This window comes from Glutamicibacter sp. AOP12-B1-11 (assembly GCF_052379245.1).
In the GTDB taxonomy this organism is placed as follows: Bacteria; Actinomycetota; Actinomycetes; order Actinomycetales; family Micrococcaceae; genus Glutamicibacter.
Window position 1 is genome coordinate 118,837 of the sequence record NZ_JBQSYL010000003.1, and the last position, 20,893, is coordinate 139,729.

Sequence of the window (20,893 nt, forward strand, 5' to 3'; positions counted from 1 at the left end):
CATATTCATCACGATTTGGAGACATGGGGCGCATAAACGATCGGTACTAGCCAAAACAGCGAGCGGCGGGTGTCCCGCTGCTCGCTGTTTTGGACTCGTGATTATGTCGATTAGCTATGTACGTCCTGCGTCTCCAATGGATCGCTCTGCTGTTGGTCACCGTCATATTCATCGGTGCCGCCGGCCGGTACGGCTTTGCCTCGCACGAAGAACCAATAGCAAATTGCCAAGAGGGCTATCCAGGCGACGCCTGTGAGCAAGGCGCTGCGTGTCTGCGGAACGATGCCAATCATGATGATCACGAAGACCATGAACGCTACGGCAATGTAGCTTCCCAATGGCCACAGCGGTACCGGGAAAGCCGACGGCGCAAGATTGTCCCGCATGATCTTGCGCTTCATCGCGATATGCGAAATCAGGATCATTAGCCAAACCACGACCGTCGCAAAGGTTGCTAGGGCTGCAATCAAGAAGAAAATCTGGTCCTTGAACCAAATGTTGAGCAGCACGCCGATCAGCAATGCACCGATCATTGACATCGACGTCACCCAGGGGACCCCGTTGGCGGTGGTCTTGGTAAATACTTGCGGTGCCTGTCCAAGCCGTGCCATCCCGTGGATCATGCGACCGGCACCGAATATATCTGCGTTAATTGCCGACAAGGCCGCGGTAATCACAATGAAATTCAAAACGTGAGCCGCTGAGGAGAGCCCGATGCTTGAGAAAATCGAGACGAAGGGGCTTTCCTCGCCATTGATCGTGTTCCAAGGCTGGATGCTCATAATGACGCCCAGGGTCAGTACGTAAAACAGCAGAATACGTACGGGCACCGAATTGACCGCCTGCGGGATGACCTTTCGAGGATTCTGCGCTTCTCCGGCAGTAATGCCAATAACCTCGGTGCCACCGAATGCGAACATCACAATGGTGAAGGACATCAGTACGCCCCAGATGCCCTGGGGCATGAATCCGTCGTGTGCGAAGAGATTTGAGATCCCGGCGGCGCCTTCGCTTTGATTGCCAAGACCGAAGAGGATGACCAAGATTCCGCCGGCGATCATCGCGATGATCGCAACCACCTTGATCAGCGAAAACCAGAATTCCAGCTCGCCAAAAACCTTGACCGACAGCAGATTCACCGCTGCAATGAAGAAGACGACTGCGAGGATCCAAATCCAGCGTTCAACGTTGGGGAACCAGAAGCCCATATACACGCCAAAGGCTGTCACATCCGCTAAGGCAACGACGAACATTTCGAAGGTGTAGGTCCATCCGGTGGCGAAGCCGGCAAAGCGTCCGACATACGTAGATGCGTAGCTGCCGAAGGACCCCGAGACCGGATTGCGAACCGCCATCTCGCCCAGCGCCCGCATGACCATGAAGACCACGGCGCCACCGACAAGATAAGCGAGCAGTACTGCAGGTCCAGCCATTTGTATGGCGCCTGCCGAGCCGTAAAACAGTCCCGTTCCAATTGCTGATCCTAGGGCAATGAATCGTATATGCCGAGTGCTCAAGCCTCGTTTGAGGCTCTGGGCTGGTTGACTGGTTCTCACTGCTCTCCTTGGAAAACTAGGGGATTCGAGCGGGAGCTGGAATATCGAATTCCTCGGCGTCCCCGTCGAGCTACCTGTCTATGTAATCGTGATCACAGGGCCGGTAGTAGGGACTTTTTTGATCAGCAGTCCGGAATTTCAGACGACACCAGGTTAAGCGTTTGTCGTTGCTGAAAGAGTGCGCCAGACCGGAATCGTGACGCAAGCCGATATCGAGAACGCAGCCTCAATGAGTGCGGAAGGGCAGGGGAGCGGTCCCCGGATGCTTATAGAAGTGGCTCGAAGGTGAGCCGCATGGGCCGTAGGAGTGGCCAAACCAGAAGCCGGAACGCCTACTGTGAGTAACAACACAGAAAAATGCAACGGTACCCATGGGGAAGCGAGCGTGTTCTGCGTGGTCGTGCTTCGAAGCCCCGGAACAGATGATTATTTGCCAGTTCACGTGGGAAAATGCTGAGGCGTTGGGCGAACTGGGTTTGGCCGCGGTCGCCGCCGGGAGAGGGGTGCGCTTGCGAATTCCGGGAAATTTCCGGCGACCGAAAAAGGCGGCAAGAAACTATAGCACGAATCTCTCCGGCGGATATCGACAAGCTTAAAATACTCCGGTAGAGTAGAAATTTGCGCCATACCTGTTTGCGCGCGGCCTTCATATAGCGGTGGGTTCGCGTCGTCACAAGAGGGCTTGTCCTATGACAGGCACCTTAGCACGGTTGGCGTTCGGAAACCTGACGGTCTTTGGAAGGATCCATCTTGGTCGCCTCGAGCAACCCTAACAACCAAACCGCTAGTTCGGCTCGCGATGCTGCATACGCTGGCCGACTTTCTTTTGCAAAGATTCACGAACCCCTTGAAGTGCCTAACCTGCTGGCATTGCAGACTGAGAGCTTTGACCGCCTCATCGGCAATGAACTCTGGAAGGCTCGCCTAGCCAAGGCCGAAGCCGCTGGTGACACCAGCGTGCCGGACACCTCGGGCTTGGCTGAAATCTTCGAGGAGATTTCCCCGATCGAAGACTTCCAGGACACCATGTCCTTGAGCTTCTCCGATCCGGAATTCGCTGATCCAAAGTACTCCATCGCTGAGTGCAAGGATCGCGACGCCACTTACGCGGCACCGCTGTATGTCAAGGCCGAGTTCATGAACAATGAAACTGGCGAAATCAAGCAGCAGACCGTCTTCATGGGCGATTTCCCACTGATGTCCGACAAGGGCACCTTCGTCATCAACGGCACCGAGCGTGTTGTTGTGTCGCAGCTGGTCCGTTCCCCTGGCGCGTACTTCGAGTCCGCTCCGGACAAGACCAGTGACAAGACCATCTACTCCTCGCGAATCATTCCTTCGCGCGGCGCCTGGTTCGAACTAGAAATCGACAAGCGCGACCAGATCGGTGTGCGCCTGGACCGCAAACGCAAGCAGTCGGTCACCGTGTTGCTCAAGGCCCTTGGCTGGAGCGAAGAGAAGATCCTGTCAGAGTTCGGTCAGTACGACTCGATGCGTGCCACCTTGGAAAAGGACAACATCAAGGACCAGAACGAAGCATTGCTGGATATCTACCGCAAGCTGCGTCCGGGCGAGCCGCCAACGGTTGATGCCGCACAGGGTCTGCTGCGCAACATGTACTTCGAGCCAAAGCGCTACGACCTGGCCAAGGTCGGTCGTTACAAGATCAACCGCAAGCTGGGTGTCGAGACTCCGGTTGACGCCGAGAGCCCTGCCGTGCTGTCGGTGGACGACATCGTCGCCATGATCCGTTACCTCGTTGCGTTGCACGCAGGCGAGAAGACCATCTCCGGCACCCGCAAGGGCGAGATCGTCGACGTATCGGTTAACGTGGACGACATCGACCACTTCGGCAACCGTCGTATCCGCGCCGTGGGCGAGCTGATCGAGAACCAGATCCGCACCGGTCTTTCGCGTATGGAGCGTGTTGTGCGCGAGCGCATGACCACCCAGGACGTCGAGGCGATCACCCCGCAGACGCTGATCAACATCCGCCCCGTGGTAGCTGCCATCAAGGAGTTCTTCGGTACTTCGCAGCTCTCGCAGTTCATGGACCAGAACAACCCGCTGGCCGGCCTGACCCACAAGCGCCGCCTGTCGGCTCTGGGCCCAGGCGGTCTGTCCCGTGACCGCGCAGGCATGGAAGTTCGAGACGTTCACCCGTCCCACTACGGACGTATGTGCCCAATTGAAACTCCCGAAGGCCCGAACATTGGCCTGATCGGTTCGTTGGCTACCTACGGCCGGATCAACTCCTTCGGCTTCATCGAAACCCCTTACCGCAAGGTGAAGAACGGCGTTGTTTCCAACGAGGTCGAGTACCTGACCGCAGATGACGAGCTGCAGCACTTCATCGCACAGGCCAACGCTCCGCTGGGCGAAGATGGCCGCTTCGAAGAAGACGCCGTCTTGGTCCGTGAAAAGGGCGGTGGCGGCGAGCCCGTCATCGTTGAGCCGAGCGAAGTGACCTTCATGGACGTTTCGCCACGCCAGATGGTGTCGGTTGCCACCGCACTGATTCCGTTCCTCGAGCACGATGACGCGAACCGCGCACTGATGGGCGCCAACATGCAGCGCCAGGCTGTGCCGCTGTTGGCCTCCGAGTCGCCACTGGTTGGTACCGGCATGGAGAAGTACGCCGCTATCGACGCCGGCGATTCCGTGGTCGCCCTGAAGCCAGGTGTTGTCACCGAGGTTTCCGCAGACCTGGTTGTTGTCATGAACGATGACGGCACCGAGTCGATGTACCCGATCATGAAGTTCGCACGCTCGAACCAGGGCAACGCGTACAACCAGCGCGTGCTGGTCACCGAGGGCGATCGCCTGGAATTCCAGTCGATCATCGCCGACGGTCCTTCGACCGACAAGGGCGAGCTTTCCCTGGGTAAGAACCTGCTCGTGGCATTCATGTCATGGGAAGGGCACAACTTCGAGGATGCGATCATCCTTTCGCAGCGCATGATCTTCGAGGACGTGCTCACCTCGATTCACATCGAAGAGCACGAAGTCGATGCCCGCGACACCAAGCTTGGTGCCGAGGAAATCACCCGCGATATCCCGAACGTGTCCGAGGACATCCTCTCCCAGCTTGATGACCGCGGCATCGTGTACATCGGCGCCGAGGTTGAAGCAGGCGACGTCCTGGTAGGCCGTGTCACTCCTAAGGGCGAGACCGAGCTGACCCCGGAAGAGCGCCTGCTGCGCGCGATCTTCGGTGAGAAGTCCCGCGAAGTGCGCGATACCTCGCTGAAGGTGCCGCACGGCGAGTCCGGTACCGTCATCGGCGTGCGCATCTTCGATCGCGACAACGATGATGACCTGTCCCCAGGCGTGAACCAGCTGGTCCGCGTGTACGTGGCACAGAAGCGCAAGATCACCAACGGTGACAAGCTTGCCGGCCGTCACGGCAACAAGGGCGTTATCTCCAAGATTCTGCCACTTGAGGATATGCCTTTCCTCGAGGACGGAACCGCGGTTGACGTCGTGTTGAACCCACTGGGTGTGCCAGGTCGTATGAACGTCGGCCAGGTTATGGAAATCCACCTGGGTTGGGCTGCCAAGCAGGGCTGGAATATCGAGAACGAGCCGGCTTGGGTGCGAAACCTGCCTAACCTGCCTCGCCAGTCCGGTCCGACCACCGTGTCCACCCCGGTCTTCGACGGTGCCTCGGAAGAGGAAATCCGCGGAATCCTGGATTCGACGAACGTCACTCGTGACGGCGACCGTCTGATCGGCAACACCGGTAAGACCCGCCTGTTCGACGGTCGTTCCGGCGAGCCATTCCCGGATCCGGTATCCGTTGGCTACATGTACATCTTGAAGCTTCACCACCTGGTGGACGACAAGATCCACGCACGTTCCACCGGTCCATACTCCATGATTACCCAGCAGCCACTTGGTGGTAAGGCCCAGTTCGGTGGCCAGCGCTTCGGTGAGATGGAAGTTTGGGCCCTGGAAGCTTACGGCGCCGCTTACACCCTGCAGGAACTTCTGACCATCAAGTCGGATGATATCCACGGTCGTGTGAAGGTCTACGAAGCCATCGTCAAGGGCGAGAACGTTCCGGAGCCAGGTGTTCCAGAGTCGTTCAAGGTGCTCATCAAGGAAATGCAGTCGTTGTGCTTGAACGTTGAGGTACTTGGTACCGACGGCAACACTATCGAAATGCGTGAATCGGACGAGGAATCGTTCCGTGCAGCGGAAGAGCTGGGCATCGACCTTTCCCGGTCGGAGCCAAACTCCGTAGAGGAGGTCTAGGTTCCACCGCTGCCTTGAGCGGCCCGCGGGCCCAGCGAGCGTAGCGGCTCACCAAGACTTACTTATTCGTATCGACTTCAGACACCAAAGAAGAGAGAAAAGGACCCTATGTCCAGCGATTCCTCATTCGGCCTCATGCGCATTGGCCTTGCTACCGCAGAAGAAATTCGCGGTTGGAGCTACGGCGAAGTCAAGAAGCCGGAAACCATTAACTACCGCACCCTGAAGCCAGAGAAGGACGGACTTTTCTGCGAAAAGATCTTCGGCCCTTCCCGGGACTGGGAATGCTACTGCGGTAAGTACAAGCGCGTACGTTTCAAGGGCATCATCTGTGAGCGTTGTGGCGTCGAGGTGACCCGCGCTAACGTTCGTCGTGAGCGCATGGGACACATCGAGCTTGCCGCTCCAGTGACCCACATCTGGTACTTCAAGGGCGTTCCATCGCGTTTGGGCTACCTGCTGGATCTGGCTCCGAAGGACCTCGAAAAGGTCATTTACTTCGCTGCCTACATGATCACCAGCGTCAACGAAGAGCGTCGCCACGCCGAATTGCCTAACCTGCAGGCCCAGCATGATCTGGAACTGCGCAACCTGGCAAACAACGCGGAAGCCGACAAGAAGGCCATTGCCGCCGAGCTCGAAACCGAGCTTGAGCGCATGGAGGCCGACGGTGCCAAGGGCGCCGAGCTGAACAAGGCTCGCACCCTGGCAGAGAAGACCGTGCTGCAGATCGACAAGCGCGCGAAGCTCGAAGCAGAGCGCCTGCGTGCGGTCTGGGAACGCTTCAAGGGCCTGAAGGTCGCTGACCTTGAGGGCGATGAAGGCCTGTACCGCACCATGCGTGAGAAGTACGGACTGTTCTTCGAAGGCTCCATGGGTGCAGAATCGATCCAGAAGCGCCTGCAGAACTTCGACCTTGCCGGCGAAGCCGAACTGCTCAAGAAGATCATCGACGAGGGCAAGGGCCAGAAGAAGGCCCGCGCACTGAAGCGCCTGAAGGTGGTTAACGCCTTCCTGGTCAACCAGAACTCGCCAGAGGGCATGGTGCTGGATTCCGTTCCGGTGATCCCGCCAGAGCTGCGTCCGATGGTTCAGCTCGACGGTGGCCGTTTCGCCACCTCGGACCTGAACGACCTGTACCGCCGCGTGATCAACCGCAACAACCGCCTGAAGCGCCTGCTGGATCTCGGTGCTCCCGAGATCATCGTGAACAACGAAAAGCGCATGCTCCAGGAAGCTGTTGACTCGCTGTTCGACAACGGTCGTCGTGGCCGTCCGGTCACCGGACCGGGTAACCGCCCGCTGAAGTCCCTGAGCGACATGCTCAAGGGCAAGCAGGGTCGTTTCCGTCAGAACCTGCTCGGCAAGCGTGTTGACTACTCGGGCCGTTCGGTCATCGTGGTTGGTCCGCAGCTGAAGCTGCACCAGTGTGGTCTGCCTAAGCAGATGGCCCTGGAGCTCTTCAAGCCGTTCGTGATGAAGCGCCTGGTTGACCTCAACCACGCACAGAACATCAAGAGCGCCAAGCGCATGGTTGAGCGTTACCGCCCACAGGTTTGGGATGTTCTCGAAGAGATCATCACCGAGCACCCGGTACTGCTGAACCGTGCACCTACCCTGCACCGTTTGGGCATCCAGGCGTTCGAACCTCAGCTGGTCGAGGGCAAGGCATTGCAGCTGCACCCGCTGGTTTGTGCTGCCTTCAACGCCGACTTCGACGGTGACCAGATGGCAGTTCACCTGCCGCTGAGCCCAGAAGCCCAGGCCGAAGCGCGCATCCTGATGTTGTCCTCGCACAACATCTTGAAGCCTTCGGACGGCCGCCCGGTGGCACTTCCTTCGCAGGATATGATCATCGGTCTGCACCACCTGACCACCAAGCGCGCTACCGAAGCCGGTGCCGGACGCACCTTCACCTCGGTTGCCGAAGCCATTATGGCAATGGACCTGCGTGAGCTGCACCTGAACGCACCGGTCAAGATTCGCGTACCGAACTTCGTTCCTTCCGAGGAGCAGCCAGCTCCGGAAGGCTGGGAGCCAGGCACCGATGCGCTCTTGGAGACCTCGCTGGGCCAGGTGTTGTTCAACGACACCCTGCCAGCGGACTACCCATGGGTTGCACACGTGACCGGCAAGGATGCGCTTTCGGAGATCGTCAACGATCTGGCCGAGCGCTACCCGAAGATCACCGCCGCCGAAACCCTGGACAACCTGAAGGATGCCGGTTTCTACTGGGCAACCCGCTCGGGCGTCACCGTGGCAATCTCGGATATTACCTCGAATATGGACAAGGCAGCCATCCTTGCTCCTTACGAGGTTCGTGCCGCGAAGGTTCAGGCTTCGTTCGATAAGGGCTTGATTGCCGATACCGAACGCCGCCAGGACCTGATCGACATCTGGACCAAGGCTACCGATGAGGTTGCCGAGGCGATGAAGAACGGCATGGAAGAGCTGAACACCATTAACCGCATGGTGACTTCCAAGGCTCGTGGTAACTACCTGCAACTGCGGCAGATCGCCGGTATTCGTGGTCTGGTGTCCAACCCTAAGGGTGAAATTATTCCTCGCCCGATCAAGTCCTCGTACCGCGAAGGCCTGTCGGTTCTGGAGTACTTCATCGCGACCCACGGTGCCCGTAAGGGTCTGGCCGATACCGCGTTGAAGACCGCTAACTCGGGTTACCTGACCCGTCGTCTGGTGGACGTTTCACAGGACGTTATCGTGCGCGAAGAAGACTGTGGCACCCGCCGCGGCCTGACCGTGCCGATCGCCAACAACTCCGTTGGTGTGCGCATGATGCACGAAACCGTCGAGAACTCGGCTTACACCCGCACCCTGGCCACCGAGGCCAAGGACGCGGACGGCAACGTGCTGGCAGCAGCCGGCGCCGATGTGGGCGACGTGCTCATCGACCAGCTGTACGCAGCCGGCGTCGATGAGATCCGTGTCCGCTCCGTGCTGACCTGTGATTCGGCCGTGGGAACCTGTGCTCTGTGCTACGGTCGCTCGCTGGCCAGCGGCAAGACCGTGGACATCGGCGAGGCCGTGGGCATTATCGCCGCACAGTCCATCGGTGAGCCTGGTACCCAGCTGACCATGCGTACCTTCCACACCGGTGGTGTCGCATCGGCTGACGATATTACCCAGGGTCTGCCTCGTATCCAGGAACTGTTCGAAGCCCGTACCCCTAAGGGTGTGGCTCCGATGTCCGAGGTCACCGGTCGCGTGTCGATCGAGGACGACGAGAAGCAGCTGCGCGTTGTCGTCACTCCAGACAACGGCGACGAGAAGCAGGCCTACCCGGTTCTGCGTCGTGCTCGCCTGTTGGTTGAAGAGGGCGAAAGCATCGTCGCCGGTACTCAGCTCACCAGCGGTACCTTGGATCCGAAGCAGGTTCTTCGAGTCCTCGGCCCACGTGAAGCTCAGAAGTTCTTGGTCCGTGAGGTCCAGGACGTGTACCAGTCCCAGGGTGTAGGCATCCACGATAAGCACGTGGAAGTCATCGTCCGCCAGATGCTGCGTCGCGTCACCGTCATCGAATCCGGCGAAACCGACTTGCTTCCGGGCGAGCTGGCCGACCGTTCGCGCTTCACCGCTGCGAACAAGAAGGCAGTCACCGAGGGCAAGCGCCCGGCCGCCGGTCGTGACGAGATGATGGGTATTACCAAGGCATCGCTTGCCACCGATTCATGGCTGTCGGCTGCTTCCTTCCAGGAAACCACCCGCGTCCTGACTCAGGCTGCGATGGAAGGCAAGTCGGATCCATTGCTGGGTCTGAAGGAGAACGTGATCATCGGTAAGTTGATCCCGGCCGGTACCGGCTTGGATCGCTACACCCAGATCAATGTCGAGCCAACCGACGAAGCAAAGGCAACTTTGTTCACCGGTTCTTCGGCCTTCTCTTCGGGCCTGTACGACGATGCGCTGGAGGGCAACCTTTCGCCAGAGTTCCAGGCCATCTCGATGGACGACTACGACCACGGTTCGGACTTCCGCTAAACACGGATTCTTAACTAGTTAGTCAAAACGCCCGCCGGTACCTCGTGTGCCGGCGGGCGTTCCATTTAAGCGCAGACCAATTAGTGGATAGATCAGTGGGGGAATAGTCCACTAAAGATGATTTGCCGCAAACGACGCTGCTAGATTCACCCCGTGGTCACCTGCGGTATTGCCGCCGTTCAGCTTGGCTCGATAGGATCAGTGCATTGGTGAGATAGCTTACGGAAACTAGAGCGATGGCGGTTTAATGCTAGACTGAGATCAATTGTTTTAGGTGTGGCAAAATGGACTCGGTCCGGGTTGCGGGCAGGTTGCGCAACAAATGCCACACTTTCGCACGCCTAGGGACTTTCCGTTCCTGTTGGCCGCAAAGCAAGCAGCTAGCTCCACAACTTCGCAGATTCTGTTCGGTTGTGGTGCCGACAAACTTAGACAATGGAAGGACACGAAAGTGCCTACTATTCAGCAGCTGGTCCGTAAGGGCCGCTCGCCTAAGGTCGTCAAGACCAAGGCTCCTGCCCTCAAAGGCAACCCAATGCGTCGTGGCGTATGCACCCGTGTGTACACCACCACCCCGAAGAAGCCAAACTCGGCTCTGCGTAAGGTCGCACGTGTGCGCCTTGCCGGTGGCATCGAAGTTACCGCTTACATTCCAGGTGTCGGACACAACCTGCAGGAACACTCCATCGTGCTCGTTCGCGGTGGTCGTGTAAAGGACCTCCCAGGTGTTCGTTACAAGATTGTACGTGGTGCTCTTGATACTCAGGGTGTTAAGGGTCGTAAGCAGGCTCGTTCCAGCTACGGCGCGAAGAAGGATGGTAAGTAATGCCTCGTAAGGGTCCGGCGCCAAAGCGCCCACTAGTTTCTGATCCGGTCTTCGAATCCCCATTGGTCACTCAGCTGATCAACAAGGTTCTCGTTGACGGCAAGAAGTCCACTGCAGAGCGCATTGTTTACGGTGCACTCGAAGGTGCAGCCGCAAAGTCCGGCACCGACGCTGTGACGACTCTCAAGAAGGCCATGGATAACATCCGCCCGGCCCTCGAGGTTCGTTCACGCCGTGTTGGTGGCGCAACTTACCAGGTTCCCGTCGAGGTCAAGCCAGGCCGCGCAACCGCACTTGCACTGCGCTGGTTGGTTGGCTACTCGAAGGCTCGCCGCGAGAAGACCATGATCGAGCGTTTGATGAACGAGATCTTGGATGCATCGAACGGTCTGGGTGCCGCTGTGAAGCGTCGCGAAGACACTCACAAGATGGCCGAGTCCAACAAGGCCTTCGCCCATTACCGCTGGTAAGAACCGCTTGGAATTGCTGGGTGTCAAAAGGCACCCAGCCAATCCTAGCCTCACCTTTTAGGGAGACAACGTGGCACAGGACGTGCTTACTGACCTGAATAAGGTCCGAAATATCGGCATCATGGCACACATCGATGCTGGTAAGACCACTACTACTGAGCGCATCCTGTTCTACACGGGTGTGAATCACAAGCTCGGTGAGACCCACGACGGTGCGTCGACCACCGACTGGATGGAGCAGGAAAAGGAACGCGGTATCACCATTACCTCCGCGGCCGTGACTTGCTTCTGGAACAACAACCAGATCAACATCATCGACACCCCTGGCCACGTTGACTTCACCGTTGAGGTGGAGCGCTCGCTGCGCGTGCTCGATGGCGCCGTTGCCGTGTTCGATGGCAAGGAAGGCGTTGAGCCTCAGTCTGAGACCGTTTGGCGCCAGGCTGACAAGTACAACGTTCCGCGTATCTGCTTCGTCAACAAGATGGACAAGCTGGGTGCTGACTTCTACTTCACCGTAGATACCATCGTCAAGCGCTTGGGTGCCAAGCCATTGGTGATGCAGCTGCCTATCGGTTCCGAGCACGAATTCACCGGTGTGGTCGACTTGATGACCATGAAGGCATTCGTCTGGGAAGGTGACTCCAAGGGTGACGTCACCATGGGTGCCGCCTACGAGACTCGCGAAATTCCTGCAGATATGCAGGAAAAGGCCAACGAGTACCGCGCCAAGCTGGTTGAGGATGTCGCCGAGGGCTCTGACGAGCTCATGGAGAAGTTCCTCGAAGGCGAAGAGATCAGCAATGACGAGCTCAAGGCCGGCATTCGCAAGATGGTCATCAACTCGGAGATCTACCCGGTCTTCTGTGGTTCGGCCTTCAAGAACCGCGGCGTGCAGCCAATGCTCGACGCAGTGATCGACTTCCTGCCAAACCCACTTGACGTGGGCGCCATGGTGGGTCACGATCCAAAGGACGAAGAGGTCGAGCTGACTCGCGAGCCTTCCGAGGATGCACCATTCTCGGCACTGGCTTTCAAGATCGCCGCGCACCCATTCTTCGGCCAGCTGAACTTCATCCGCGTCTACTCGGGCAAGGCATCATCTGGTACCCAGTTGCTGAACTCGACGAAGCAGAAGAAGGAACGCGTTGGCAAGCTCTTCCAGATGCACTCCAACAAGGAGAATCCGGTTGAAGAGATCCACGCAGGTCACATCTACGCCGTGATCGGCCTGAAGGATACCACCACCGGTGATACCCTTTGCGATCCAGCGAACCCGATCGTGCTTGAGTCGATGTCGTTCCCAGCACCAGTGATCTTCGTGGCCATCGAGCCTAAGACCAAGGGTGACCAGGAAAAGCTGTCGACCGCTATCCAGAAGCTGTCTGCGGAAGATCCAACCTTCACCGTTTCGTTGAACGACGACACCGGCCAGACCGAAATCGGCGGCATGGGCGAGCTTCACCTGGATATCCTGGTGGACCGCATGAAGCGCGAATTCCGCGTGGAAGCCAACGTGGGTAAGCCACAGGTCGCATACCGCGAAACCATCAAGAAGGCTGTGGAGAAGGTTGACTTCACCCACAAGAAGCAGACCGGTGGTTCGGGCCAGTTCGCAAAGGTCCAGGTATCGTTCGAACCTCTAGAGGTTGTCGACGGAGTTACCTACGAGTTCAAGAACGCCGTCACCGGTGGTCGTATCCCTCGTGAGTACATCCCATCCATCGACGCCGGTATCCAGGACGCCATGCAGTACGGCATCCTTGCTGGTTACCAGATGGTCGGCGTGAAGGCTACCGTCATCGACGGTGCTTACCACGACGTTGACTCCTCGGAAATGGCGTTCAAGATCGCTGGCTCACAGGTATTCAAGGAAGGCGCACGCCGCGCTAACCCAATCTTGCTTGAACCACTGATGAGCGTCGAAGTTCGTACCCCGGAAGAGTACATGGGCGACGTTATCGGCGACCTGAACTCCCGCCGTGGCTCGATCACCGAGATGTCCGATGCAGCTGGCGTGAAGGTTATCAATGCCCACGTGCCACTGTCGGAGATGTTCGGTTACATTGGTGATCTGCGGTCCAAGACCCAGGGTCGTGCAGTGTACTCGATGACCTTCCACAGCTACTCTGAGGTCCCGAAGGCAGTTGCCGAAGAGATCATCCAGAAGGCCCGCGGCGAGTAATCGTCCAGGAAGCAAACTTGGCCGTGACCCCGCCAGTGTGGGGGAGTGGCCGATCGCGAAGCCGGCTTTATTGCCAATGAAGCCGGCCTCGCAAACGGCCAACGAGGGATTTGCATCACATGCAGGACCCGCGCAGGACCGAAATTTTCGTAAATATCCAAGCCCCCAGTAGACTGATTCCAGTTCGTTTGCGAATCGCGCAAACGAAAGTAAGTCTTCTGTAAAACGTTTCTAGGAGGAACCTGTGGCAAAGGCAAAGTTCGAGCGGACCAAGCCGCACGTCAACATCGGCACCATTGGTCACGTTGACCACGGTAAGACCACGTTGACCGCCGCCATCTCCAAGGTACTTGCTGAAAAGTACCCTGATCTCAACGAGCAGCGCGACTTCGCGTCGGTTGACTCGGCGCCAGAAGAGCGCCAGCGCGGTATTACCATCAATATCTCGCACGTTGAGTACCAGACCGAGACCCGTCACTACGCACACGTTGACGCTCCAGGCCACGCTGACTATGTCAAGAACATGATCACCGGTGCGGCTCAGATGGACGGCGCAATCCTCGTGGTTGCTGCTACCGACGGCCCGATGGCTCAGACCCGCGAGCACGTTCTGCTGGCCCGCCAGGTTGGCGTGCCAACCCTGATGGTTGCACTGAACAAGTCCGACATGGTTGAGGACGAGGAGCTCCTTGAGCTCGTCGAAATGGAAGTTCGCGAACTTCTCTCCTCGCAGGGCTTCGATGGCGACGATGCACCAGTTATCCGCGTTTCGGGCCTGAAGGCTCTGGAAGGCGATGCTGAGTGGACCAAGTCCATCGAGGAACTGATGGATGCTGTCGATACCTACATCCCGAACCCAGTTCGTGATCGCGATCGTCCATTCCTGATGCCAATCGAAGACGTCTTCACCATCACCGGTCGCGGTACCGTTGTGACCGGTCGCGCCGAGCGTGGCACCCTGAAGATCAACTCGGAGGTCGAAGTTGTCGGCATCCGTCCGATCCAGAAGACCACCGTTACCGGTATCGAGATGTTCCACAAGCAGCTCGACGAAGCATGGGCCGGCGAGAACTGTGGCCTGCTGCTTCGCGGTCTGAAGCGCGACGATGTCGAGCGTGGCCAGGTTATCGTAGCCCCAGGCTCGATCACCCCACACACCGGCTTCGATGCCAACGTCTACATCCTGTCGAAGGACGAAGGCGGACGTCACAACCCGTTCTACTCGAACTACCGTCCGCAGTTCTACTTCCGCACCACCGACGTGACCGGCGTCATCACCCTCCCAGAGGGCACCGAGATGGTCATGCCAGGCGACAACACCGAAATGTCGGTTGAGCTGATTCAGCCAATCGCCATGGAAGATGGCCTCGGCTTCGCTATCCGTGAAGGCGGCCGCACCGTTGGTTCGGGCAAGGTCACCAAGATCACCAAGTAGTTCGCTGCTTAACTGATCTAGGCCTACTGGTCTGACAAAAAAGATCTCCACCACTTCTTCGGAAGGGGTGGAGATCTTTTTGCTTAACATCCGTGCGTTAAGTGCCAAGTATGTCAATACAGTGGTCTAATTGGATTGCGTGGATATCCCTCTGCGAGTTCATCGATCTAAGGTCGCGGCATGTTCTGGTTCATTTTGGTTCTCCTGCTCGTGGCAGCCAGCTTCTTCATAGGCTTTCGCGTTGGCCGCAGGAACCACGCGGTGAACTCCGAGGTCAAGGAGCAAGCCTGGCAGCAAGGCTATAACGCCGCCACTGATTACGCGGCACGCCTCGCCCAGCAGCCGCCGGCGATGCCTTCGCGCATCCAGCAACCTTCCACGCACGTTCTGCCGCCACCGAGCCAAGAGGTGGCCACTTGGCCCCTGGGTGCCCCGGTGGCGAACCCCTCTGCAGAGGTCTATGCGCGGCCGCCGGTCCAAGCGCCCGCAGCGCCTGTCCGCCCGGTGAAGCAGCTGACCCCGCGTGAACGAGAACTGCGCAATATCAACGTCACCCTCTACGTGGCCGCCCTGCTGATCGTCGCCGCCGGAGCCCTGTTCCTGAGTTTCGCATTACCGCCGCTGCCTAAGCTCATCGCCTTGTTCGCATTGGCCGCGGCCTTTTACGGGGGAGGGCTCTATGTGCACGGCGCAAAGCAGAATCTCAAGCCTGCCGCCAGCGCCTTCGCCGGAACCGGATTGGCCTTATTGCCTTTATCGGGAATCGCGACCTACCTGACGCTGTCGGTGTCAGCGGCAGTGGTGTGGCTGGTCTTCTCGGTGCTGGGCACCCTTGCCGTGGGTTTTGCCACCCTCCGTTTACGCTCCCGGGTACTAGCTTGGATTGCGGTCTTCGTATTGGTGTCCACCACCATGGCCTGCGCGGCCACGGTGCAACGCGGCATCTTGTTCTACCTGCTCTTCTTACTGTTGCTCTCCCTGGTGTTGCTTGTCCTGGCCGTGCGCAGCGCAAAGGTTCGCTCCTCGCTCTTCTACTCGGCCGTGTCCGCCACCGCGCAGTTGCTGCCGCTGTTGGTGCTCGGCCTGGCATTAGTCATATGGACCACCTTGCATGCCCGCGACTTGGTGTGGGTGTTCTTCTTGGTGACAGCCCACCTGCTGCTCTCCATCAGATTGCTGGTGAGGTTCCGGCTGTATCGGCTCTACGCGGCACGCGTGAGCTTCATGCTGCTGATTTTCGCCACCTCAAATTATCTGGCCTGGGAACCAGGGACTACGTGGGTGCTCATCGCGCTTCTTTGGGCGGCGCAGGCCTTAGCGATCACACATTATGCGCAAGGTTATCGCCGGCTTTTCACGGTGCCAGCCAACTGGTGGCGGGCCGAACGGATGCTGCTCTGGGCGCTGGTCTGCGCCTCAACGTTCGCGGCAATGCTCGATGCCACCGGAGAACTCATTCCTTGGTGGTATGCGGTGCTGTTGATTCCCGTGCTCCAGCTCTTCGCGGTTCCAGCCTTGGGCAAGCGAGGAAAGATTGAAGCAGTCGCCATCGTAGCGCTTGTCCTGCTGGCGATCACCGCCAGCGATTCGTTGGGCTGGCGGGTGTTGCCGGGGGTAGCCGTGGCTCTTGTGGGACTCACGCTCGCGATGCGCAGCGAAACGGATCGCCGCTGGCATCTGGCGCTAGACCAGACCCGGTGGATCGGGTTCCTTGTCTTCGGCGGATTTGCCGGTCGCACGGTGCAGCAGATGCTGAGCGGTTTTGATCACCAAACGGCTAGGTCAAGCTGGTACGCGATGAACGTGCCGGAGAATGTTTCGCTGCAGCTAGCGTGGGTGGTGGGCCTGTGGGTACCTTTGTTTGCGCTGTGGCTCTTCTCGACGCTCCAAGGCGCTCGGCTAGCCGACCGGACGCGTGGGCAACTCATTCGTTTCGGTGCTTCCGCGCTGCTGGTGTTGATCACCCTGGGGTACCTCGGAGCTATGGTGAACCAAGTTGCTGGCGTGGATGCAGGGACGGCAAGCTTCCTTGGACTACCTGCCGGCAACTGGTTCTTCGTAGGAATCGTGCTAACGTTGGCCAGCGTCATTCTGGCCGGTTGGCGCAACGATGGCTTCGGCCGGGAACGCGCAGTGCAAATATTGCGCACCATGGTGCTGGCAGCTAGTGGTGGACTCTTCCTGCTCAGCTTCCAGGGGCCACAAAACACCCTGCCTTTTGTGGGACTTGTGAATCTAGTCTTCTATCTGCGTGGTGCGCGTCTGGTTCAGTCACCACGCTGGAAGATGAGCTACGCAGGCGCCGCACAAATCACCTTCACCCTGAGCATCTGGTGGTTTGTGGACATGATGAATTTTGATTCCCATGGTCGCTTCGCACTGCTGCTGGTATCGGTTATGGTCCCGCAACTGCTTCGCTTGTGCCTCGTCATGCGAACCGGACGACGTTTGAGCCGCGAGATGCGGTGGATTACCGTCGGACTGGTCTGCCTGCTGCCGCTAGTCCTACTCATCGGTGATGCGATGTTTGGGTTGCCTGACCGTGGCACCATGCTGTTGGGATTGTCCTTGTGGATCATTCATTCGGTGGCAGGCTTCTTGGGCATCAGGGGGCAGTCGAAGCATGCGGAGTTCCTGCTCTTCGCAGCGATCATGGGACTGTGCGGCCTGTGCTATGTCCAAGGCGTGCAGAGCTTCTCAGCCACCGGCTGGATTCACGGACCGTGGTGGTCTGTGCAGATGATTCAGATTCTGCTCATGGCACTGGCGCTGATCAGCCTGGTGATGCAGTGGCGATTGCGCGATTCGGCCGCACTGCGCTTCTCGCCGATCTTTGGCACGGTCTTCGCGTTGTTCTGCATTGGGCTCGTAGCTCCCGCCCCCGGGTGGTTCGCGCTGATCTTCCTGGTTGCCGCGCTACAGCTCGGGCTTTTGGTTCACACCCGGAAAATCCCTTGGTTGGCCGCCGGCGCCAGTCTTGCATTGCTGGGAGCCATTGGCCAAGGCATCGAGTTCTGGCGGGGGACTAGGCCATCAGGCCTGCAACCCTGGATGGACCCAACCTGGCAGCTGCTATTCACTGCAATGGTGCTGTTGATCATTTCGCTCTTGCACGGCCGGTTCGCCGAGCCGGTTCCACATTTTCCCCGAGAACTGGTGACCACCCGCGAGGCCAGCGGAGCCGCTGCGCGTATCTATTTCGCGGCGATGATTCTTGGCACCCTGATCGCCGGGGCGTTGGTGCATTTCAACGACCTGCGGGCGGTGTGGATTATTGCCGGTGCGGTGCTGATCTTTGGTGCCGCCGCTCTAGTCCGGATGTACGAATTGCCGACGCGCTGGCTTCGGTGGGGGAGCGATGTGCTGATAGTGCTCGGCGCATTGTTGGGCTTCAGCAGCTACACCCGGATCCTTCACCTGCCAGATATCAGCATCTTCTTCCTGTACTTCACGCTCGTTGCCGGCATCCTGGCTGTTCGTCACTTTATGGGCAGACGCTCTCCGGTGGCCCATGGGTATCTGGTCGCGTCCGCCGTTCTTGCCTCGCTGACCCAGTTGAGCACCCTGGCAGATGGCAATGGGGCGGCGCAGGTCTTTAGCCTCTTCTTCTTTGCCGCATTGATCGTTCTCGGCCTGAAGCTGGGGCAGAAGCGCTACATCTGGTGGGGCGCGATCGCCATTACCGCGGCGGTGCTGTGGTTCTTGCGGTACTTGGCATTCCTTTGGCTGGTGCTTGCCGGCGTCGCGCTGATTGTCGCGGCGGTGCTCAAGCTGGTGCGCGTTGAACGCAAGCCCAAGAGCGAGGAGGTTGACCCGCGGGACGCGGAGCAAGCACGCCGAGATCGCGGCAATGCCGGTTCGTGAGGTCAAGATCACTGGCCCGAATCCGGGCAAAAGATTTGCGCCACGGCGGTCGACCTGTCAGACTAGATAAGTTGCTTGATTGCAACCCGATCCCCGCGAGGGGTAATCGGTAGTGGTTTGCGCGACCGGGATCGACTCTCACTCAGGATAATGCCTGGGGTTCGGGATCGATACAACCGTTGCAAACCAAAAGACCTTCGCACAAAGTGAAAACCCTGTCGGTTTTGTCGTGATTAAAATTTACACGACACGCCCGACCGCGGGGGTCGGAGCCACCTGCGGGTGAGGAACCCGGATCTGATCCGGATTCAGCCGCAGCGTAAGGCGTGCCGGTCCGCAAGGGCCCGTATATAGGCACAGTAATTCTAGATAGTGCTAACAGAAAGAGGCATGACGCCATGGCGGGACAGAAAATCCGCATCCGGCTGAAGTCGTATGACCACGAGGTCATTGACGTTTCGGCCCGGAAGATCGTTGAGACGGTCACGCGCGCAGGCGCAACCGTAGTCGGCCCAGTGCCGCTGCCAACGGAAAAGAACGTGTACTGCGTTATCCGTTCGCCACACAAGTACAAGGACAGCCGTGAGCACTTCGAAATGCGCACGCACAAGCGTCTGATCGACATCGTTGATCCGACCCCGAAGGCTGTTGATTCGCTGATGCGTCTCGACCTGCCAGCGGATGTCAACATCGAAATCAAGCTTTAAGGGGAGGTGGCGAGAAAACTATGACCGCAACCCGTAATGTCAAGGGACTGTTGGGCACGAAGCTCGGCATGACCCAGGTTTGGGATGAAAACAACATTCTGATCCCAGTCACCGTCGTGCAGGCTGACAGCAACGTTGTCACCCAGCTAGTTAACGCTGAGCGTGATGGCTACACCGCAGTCCAGATCGGCTACGGCCAGATCGACCCACGCAAGGTCACCAAGCCACTGGCTGGTCACTTTGAAGCTGCCGGCGTGACCCCACGTCGTCACCTGGTGGAGCTGCGCACTGAAGATGCAGCCGAGTACACCGCTGGACAGGAACTGTCCGTCGAGCTGTTCAACGCAGGCCAGAAGGTCGACGTTGTAGGCACCTCGAAGGGTAAGGGCTTTGCCGGCGTTATGAAGCGTCACAACTTCAAGGGTGCTCCGGCTTCCCACGGTGCGCACAAGAACCACCGCAAGCCAGGTTCCATCGGCGGCGCATCGACCCCAGGTCGCGTTTTCCGTGGACAGAAGATGGCCGGTCGCATGGGTGCTGAGCGCGTAACCACTCAGAACCTGACCATTCACGCCATCGACGCTGAGAAGAACCTTCTGCTGATCAAGGGTGCCGTTCCAGGCGCTCGCGGTCGCGTCGTTCTCGTACGCACCGCCGTGAAGGGAGCATAAGTAAATGACTAAGGCACTTAACGTCGACCTGCCAGCAGGTATCTTCGACGTACAGACCAACGTCCCGCTGTTGCACCAGGTTGTCGTTGCACAGCTTGCTGCTGCCCGCCAGGGTACCCACAAGACCAAGGACCGCTCGGAAGTTTCCGGCGCCGGTCGCAAGCCGTTCAAGCAGAAGGGTACCGGCCGCGCCCGTCAGGGTTCGATCCGTGCTCCACACATGACCGGCGGTGGCATTGTCCACGGTCCAACCCCACGTGATTACTCGCAGCGTACCCCGAAGAAGATGAAGGCTGCTGCACTGCGCGGCGCCCTGTCTGATCGCGCACGCTTCGATCGTGTCCACGTGATCGAGAACCTGGTTGCCGGTGAAACCCCGTCGACCAAGGAAGCTCTGGCAACCTTGCGTTCGCTGACCGAGCGCAAGAACCTGCTCGTCGTAATTGATCGCGCGAACGATGTTGCAGCACTTTCGGTGCGCAACCTTGATTCCGTGCACGTCCTATACGTCGACCAGTTGAACACCTACGATGTTCTGGTTTCGGATGACGTAGTCTTCACCAAGGCTGCCTTCGAAGCACTGGTCCAGAAGGAGGAAGCCAAGTGAGCGTCTTCTCAAAGGCTCCGCACGATGTGGTCATCGCACCAGTCGTTTCGGAAAAGAGCTACGGCCTGATCGATGAAGGTCAGTACACCTTCTTGGTCGACCCACGTTCGAACAAGTCGGAAATCAAGAATGCCGTTGAAGCTATCTTCAACGTCAAGGTTGAGTCCGTAAACACCATGAATCGATCCGGTAAGCGCAAGCGCACCAAGTTCGGGTGGGGTGCACGCAAGGATACCAAGCGCGCAATCATCACCTTGAAAGAAGGATCGATTGACATCTTCGGCGGTCCGCTTTCCTAAGCGGAGACCACTTTAAC

Annotated in this window: 12 protein-coding genes; 11 read left to right on the plus strand and 1 reads right to left on the minus strand. The window is 58.5% G+C overall.

The features are described 5' to 3' along the window. Window positions 1-110: 110 nt before the first annotated feature. Window positions 111-1,556: an amino acid permease gene (locus ACT3UQ_RS02695; RefSeq protein WP_105568744.1), complete on the minus strand. Its 1,446-nt coding sequence runs from the start codon at window positions 1,554-1,556 to the stop codon at window positions 111-113. 750 nt (window positions 1,557-2,306) lie between these two features. Here ACT3UQ_RS02695 and rpoB point away from each other — a divergent pair. From rpoB to rplW, 11 genes are all read left to right on the plus strand, one after another. Beyond that, the gene (gene rpoB / locus ACT3UQ_RS02700) at window positions 2,307-5,813 is read left to right on the plus strand and encodes a DNA-directed RNA polymerase subunit beta (RefSeq protein ID WP_444636456.1); all 3,507 of its coding nucleotides are present in this window, start codon (window positions 2,307-2,309) and stop codon (window positions 5,811-5,813) included. A 108-nt stretch (window positions 5,814-5,921) separates the two neighbouring features. Continuing rightward, on the plus strand, window positions 5,922-9,812 hold the full coding sequence (locus tag ACT3UQ_RS02705) for a DNA-directed RNA polymerase subunit beta' (RefSeq protein ID WP_105553139.1): 3,891 nt from the start codon (window positions 5,922-5,924) through the stop codon (window positions 9,810-9,812). 451 nt (window positions 9,813-10,263) lie between these two features. Beyond that, window positions 10,264-10,638, plus strand: coding sequence for a 30S ribosomal protein S12 (gene rpsL / locus ACT3UQ_RS02710; RefSeq protein ID WP_096283780.1), 375 nt, complete (start codon window positions 10,264-10,266; stop codon window positions 10,636-10,638). Continuing rightward, the gene (gene rpsG / locus ACT3UQ_RS02715; RefSeq protein ID WP_096283700.1) at window positions 10,638-11,108 is read left to right on the plus strand and encodes a 30S ribosomal protein S7; all 471 of its coding nucleotides are present in this window, start codon (window positions 10,638-10,640) and stop codon (window positions 11,106-11,108) included. The genes rpsL and rpsG overlap by 1 nt, the downstream gene beginning before the upstream one ends. A gap of 70 nt (window positions 11,109-11,178) precedes the next feature. After that, complete coding sequence (fusA, locus tag ACT3UQ_RS02720) at window positions 11,179-13,293, plus strand: elongation factor G (RefSeq protein WP_105553138.1); 2,115 nt, start codon at window positions 11,179-11,181, stop codon at window positions 13,291-13,293. Window positions 13,294-13,537: 244 nt separating this feature from the next. Continuing rightward, window positions 13,538-14,728: an elongation factor Tu gene (tuf, locus tag ACT3UQ_RS02725; RefSeq protein ID WP_105553137.1), complete on the plus strand. Its 1,191-nt coding sequence runs from the start codon at window positions 13,538-13,540 to the stop codon at window positions 14,726-14,728. Between the two features lie 180 nt (window positions 14,729-14,908). After that, a complete protein-coding gene (locus ACT3UQ_RS02730) occupies window positions 14,909-18,592 on the plus strand; it encodes a hypothetical protein (protein WP_444636457.1) in 3,684 nt (1,227 codons plus the stop codon). Between the two features lie 398 nt (window positions 18,593-18,990). Then, entirely contained in the window at window positions 18,991-19,299 is a 309-nt protein-coding gene (rpsJ, locus tag ACT3UQ_RS02735) for a 30S ribosomal protein S10 (RefSeq protein ID WP_013349689.1), read from the plus strand. 20 nt (window positions 19,300-19,319) lie between these two features. Continuing rightward, window positions 19,320-19,970, plus strand: coding sequence for a 50S ribosomal protein L3 (rplC, locus tag ACT3UQ_RS02740; RefSeq protein WP_105553135.1), 651 nt, complete (start codon window positions 19,320-19,322; stop codon window positions 19,968-19,970). Between the two features lie 4 nt (window positions 19,971-19,974). Continuing rightward, complete coding sequence (gene rplD, locus ACT3UQ_RS02745; protein ID WP_096283689.1) at window positions 19,975-20,577, plus strand: 50S ribosomal protein L4; 603 nt, start codon at window positions 19,975-19,977, stop codon at window positions 20,575-20,577. After that, window positions 20,574-20,876 (plus strand): 50S ribosomal protein L23, encoded by a 303-nt coding sequence (gene rplW / locus ACT3UQ_RS02750; protein WP_096283687.1) that lies wholly within the window; start codon window positions 20,574-20,576, stop codon window positions 20,874-20,876. Before rplD ends, rplW begins: the two co-directional genes overlap by 4 nt. Window positions 20,877-20,893 lie beyond the last annotated feature (17 nt).

Excerpts from the sequence above, each read along its gene's own strand:
- ACT3UQ_RS02705 (WP_105553139.1), top strand. The coding sequence starts at position 5,922 with ATGTCCAGCGATTCCTCATTCGGCCTCATGCGCATTGGCCTTGCTACC.
- rpsG (WP_096283700.1), top strand. The coding sequence starts at position 10,638 with ATGCCTCGTAAGGGTCCGGCGCCAAAGCGCCCACTAGTTTCTGATCCG.
- ACT3UQ_RS02730 (WP_444636457.1), top strand. The coding sequence starts at position 14,909 with ATGTTCTGGTTCATTTTGGTTCTCCTGCTCGTGGCAGCCAGCTTCTTC.
- rpsJ (WP_013349689.1), top strand. The coding sequence starts at position 18,991 with ATGGCGGGACAGAAAATCCGCATCCGGCTGAAGTCGTATGACCACGAG.
- rplC (WP_105553135.1), top strand. The coding sequence starts at position 19,320 with ATGACCGCAACCCGTAATGTCAAGGGACTGTTGGGCACGAAGCTCGGC.
- rplD (WP_096283689.1), top strand. The coding sequence starts at position 19,975 with ATGACTAAGGCACTTAACGTCGACCTGCCAGCAGGTATCTTCGACGTA.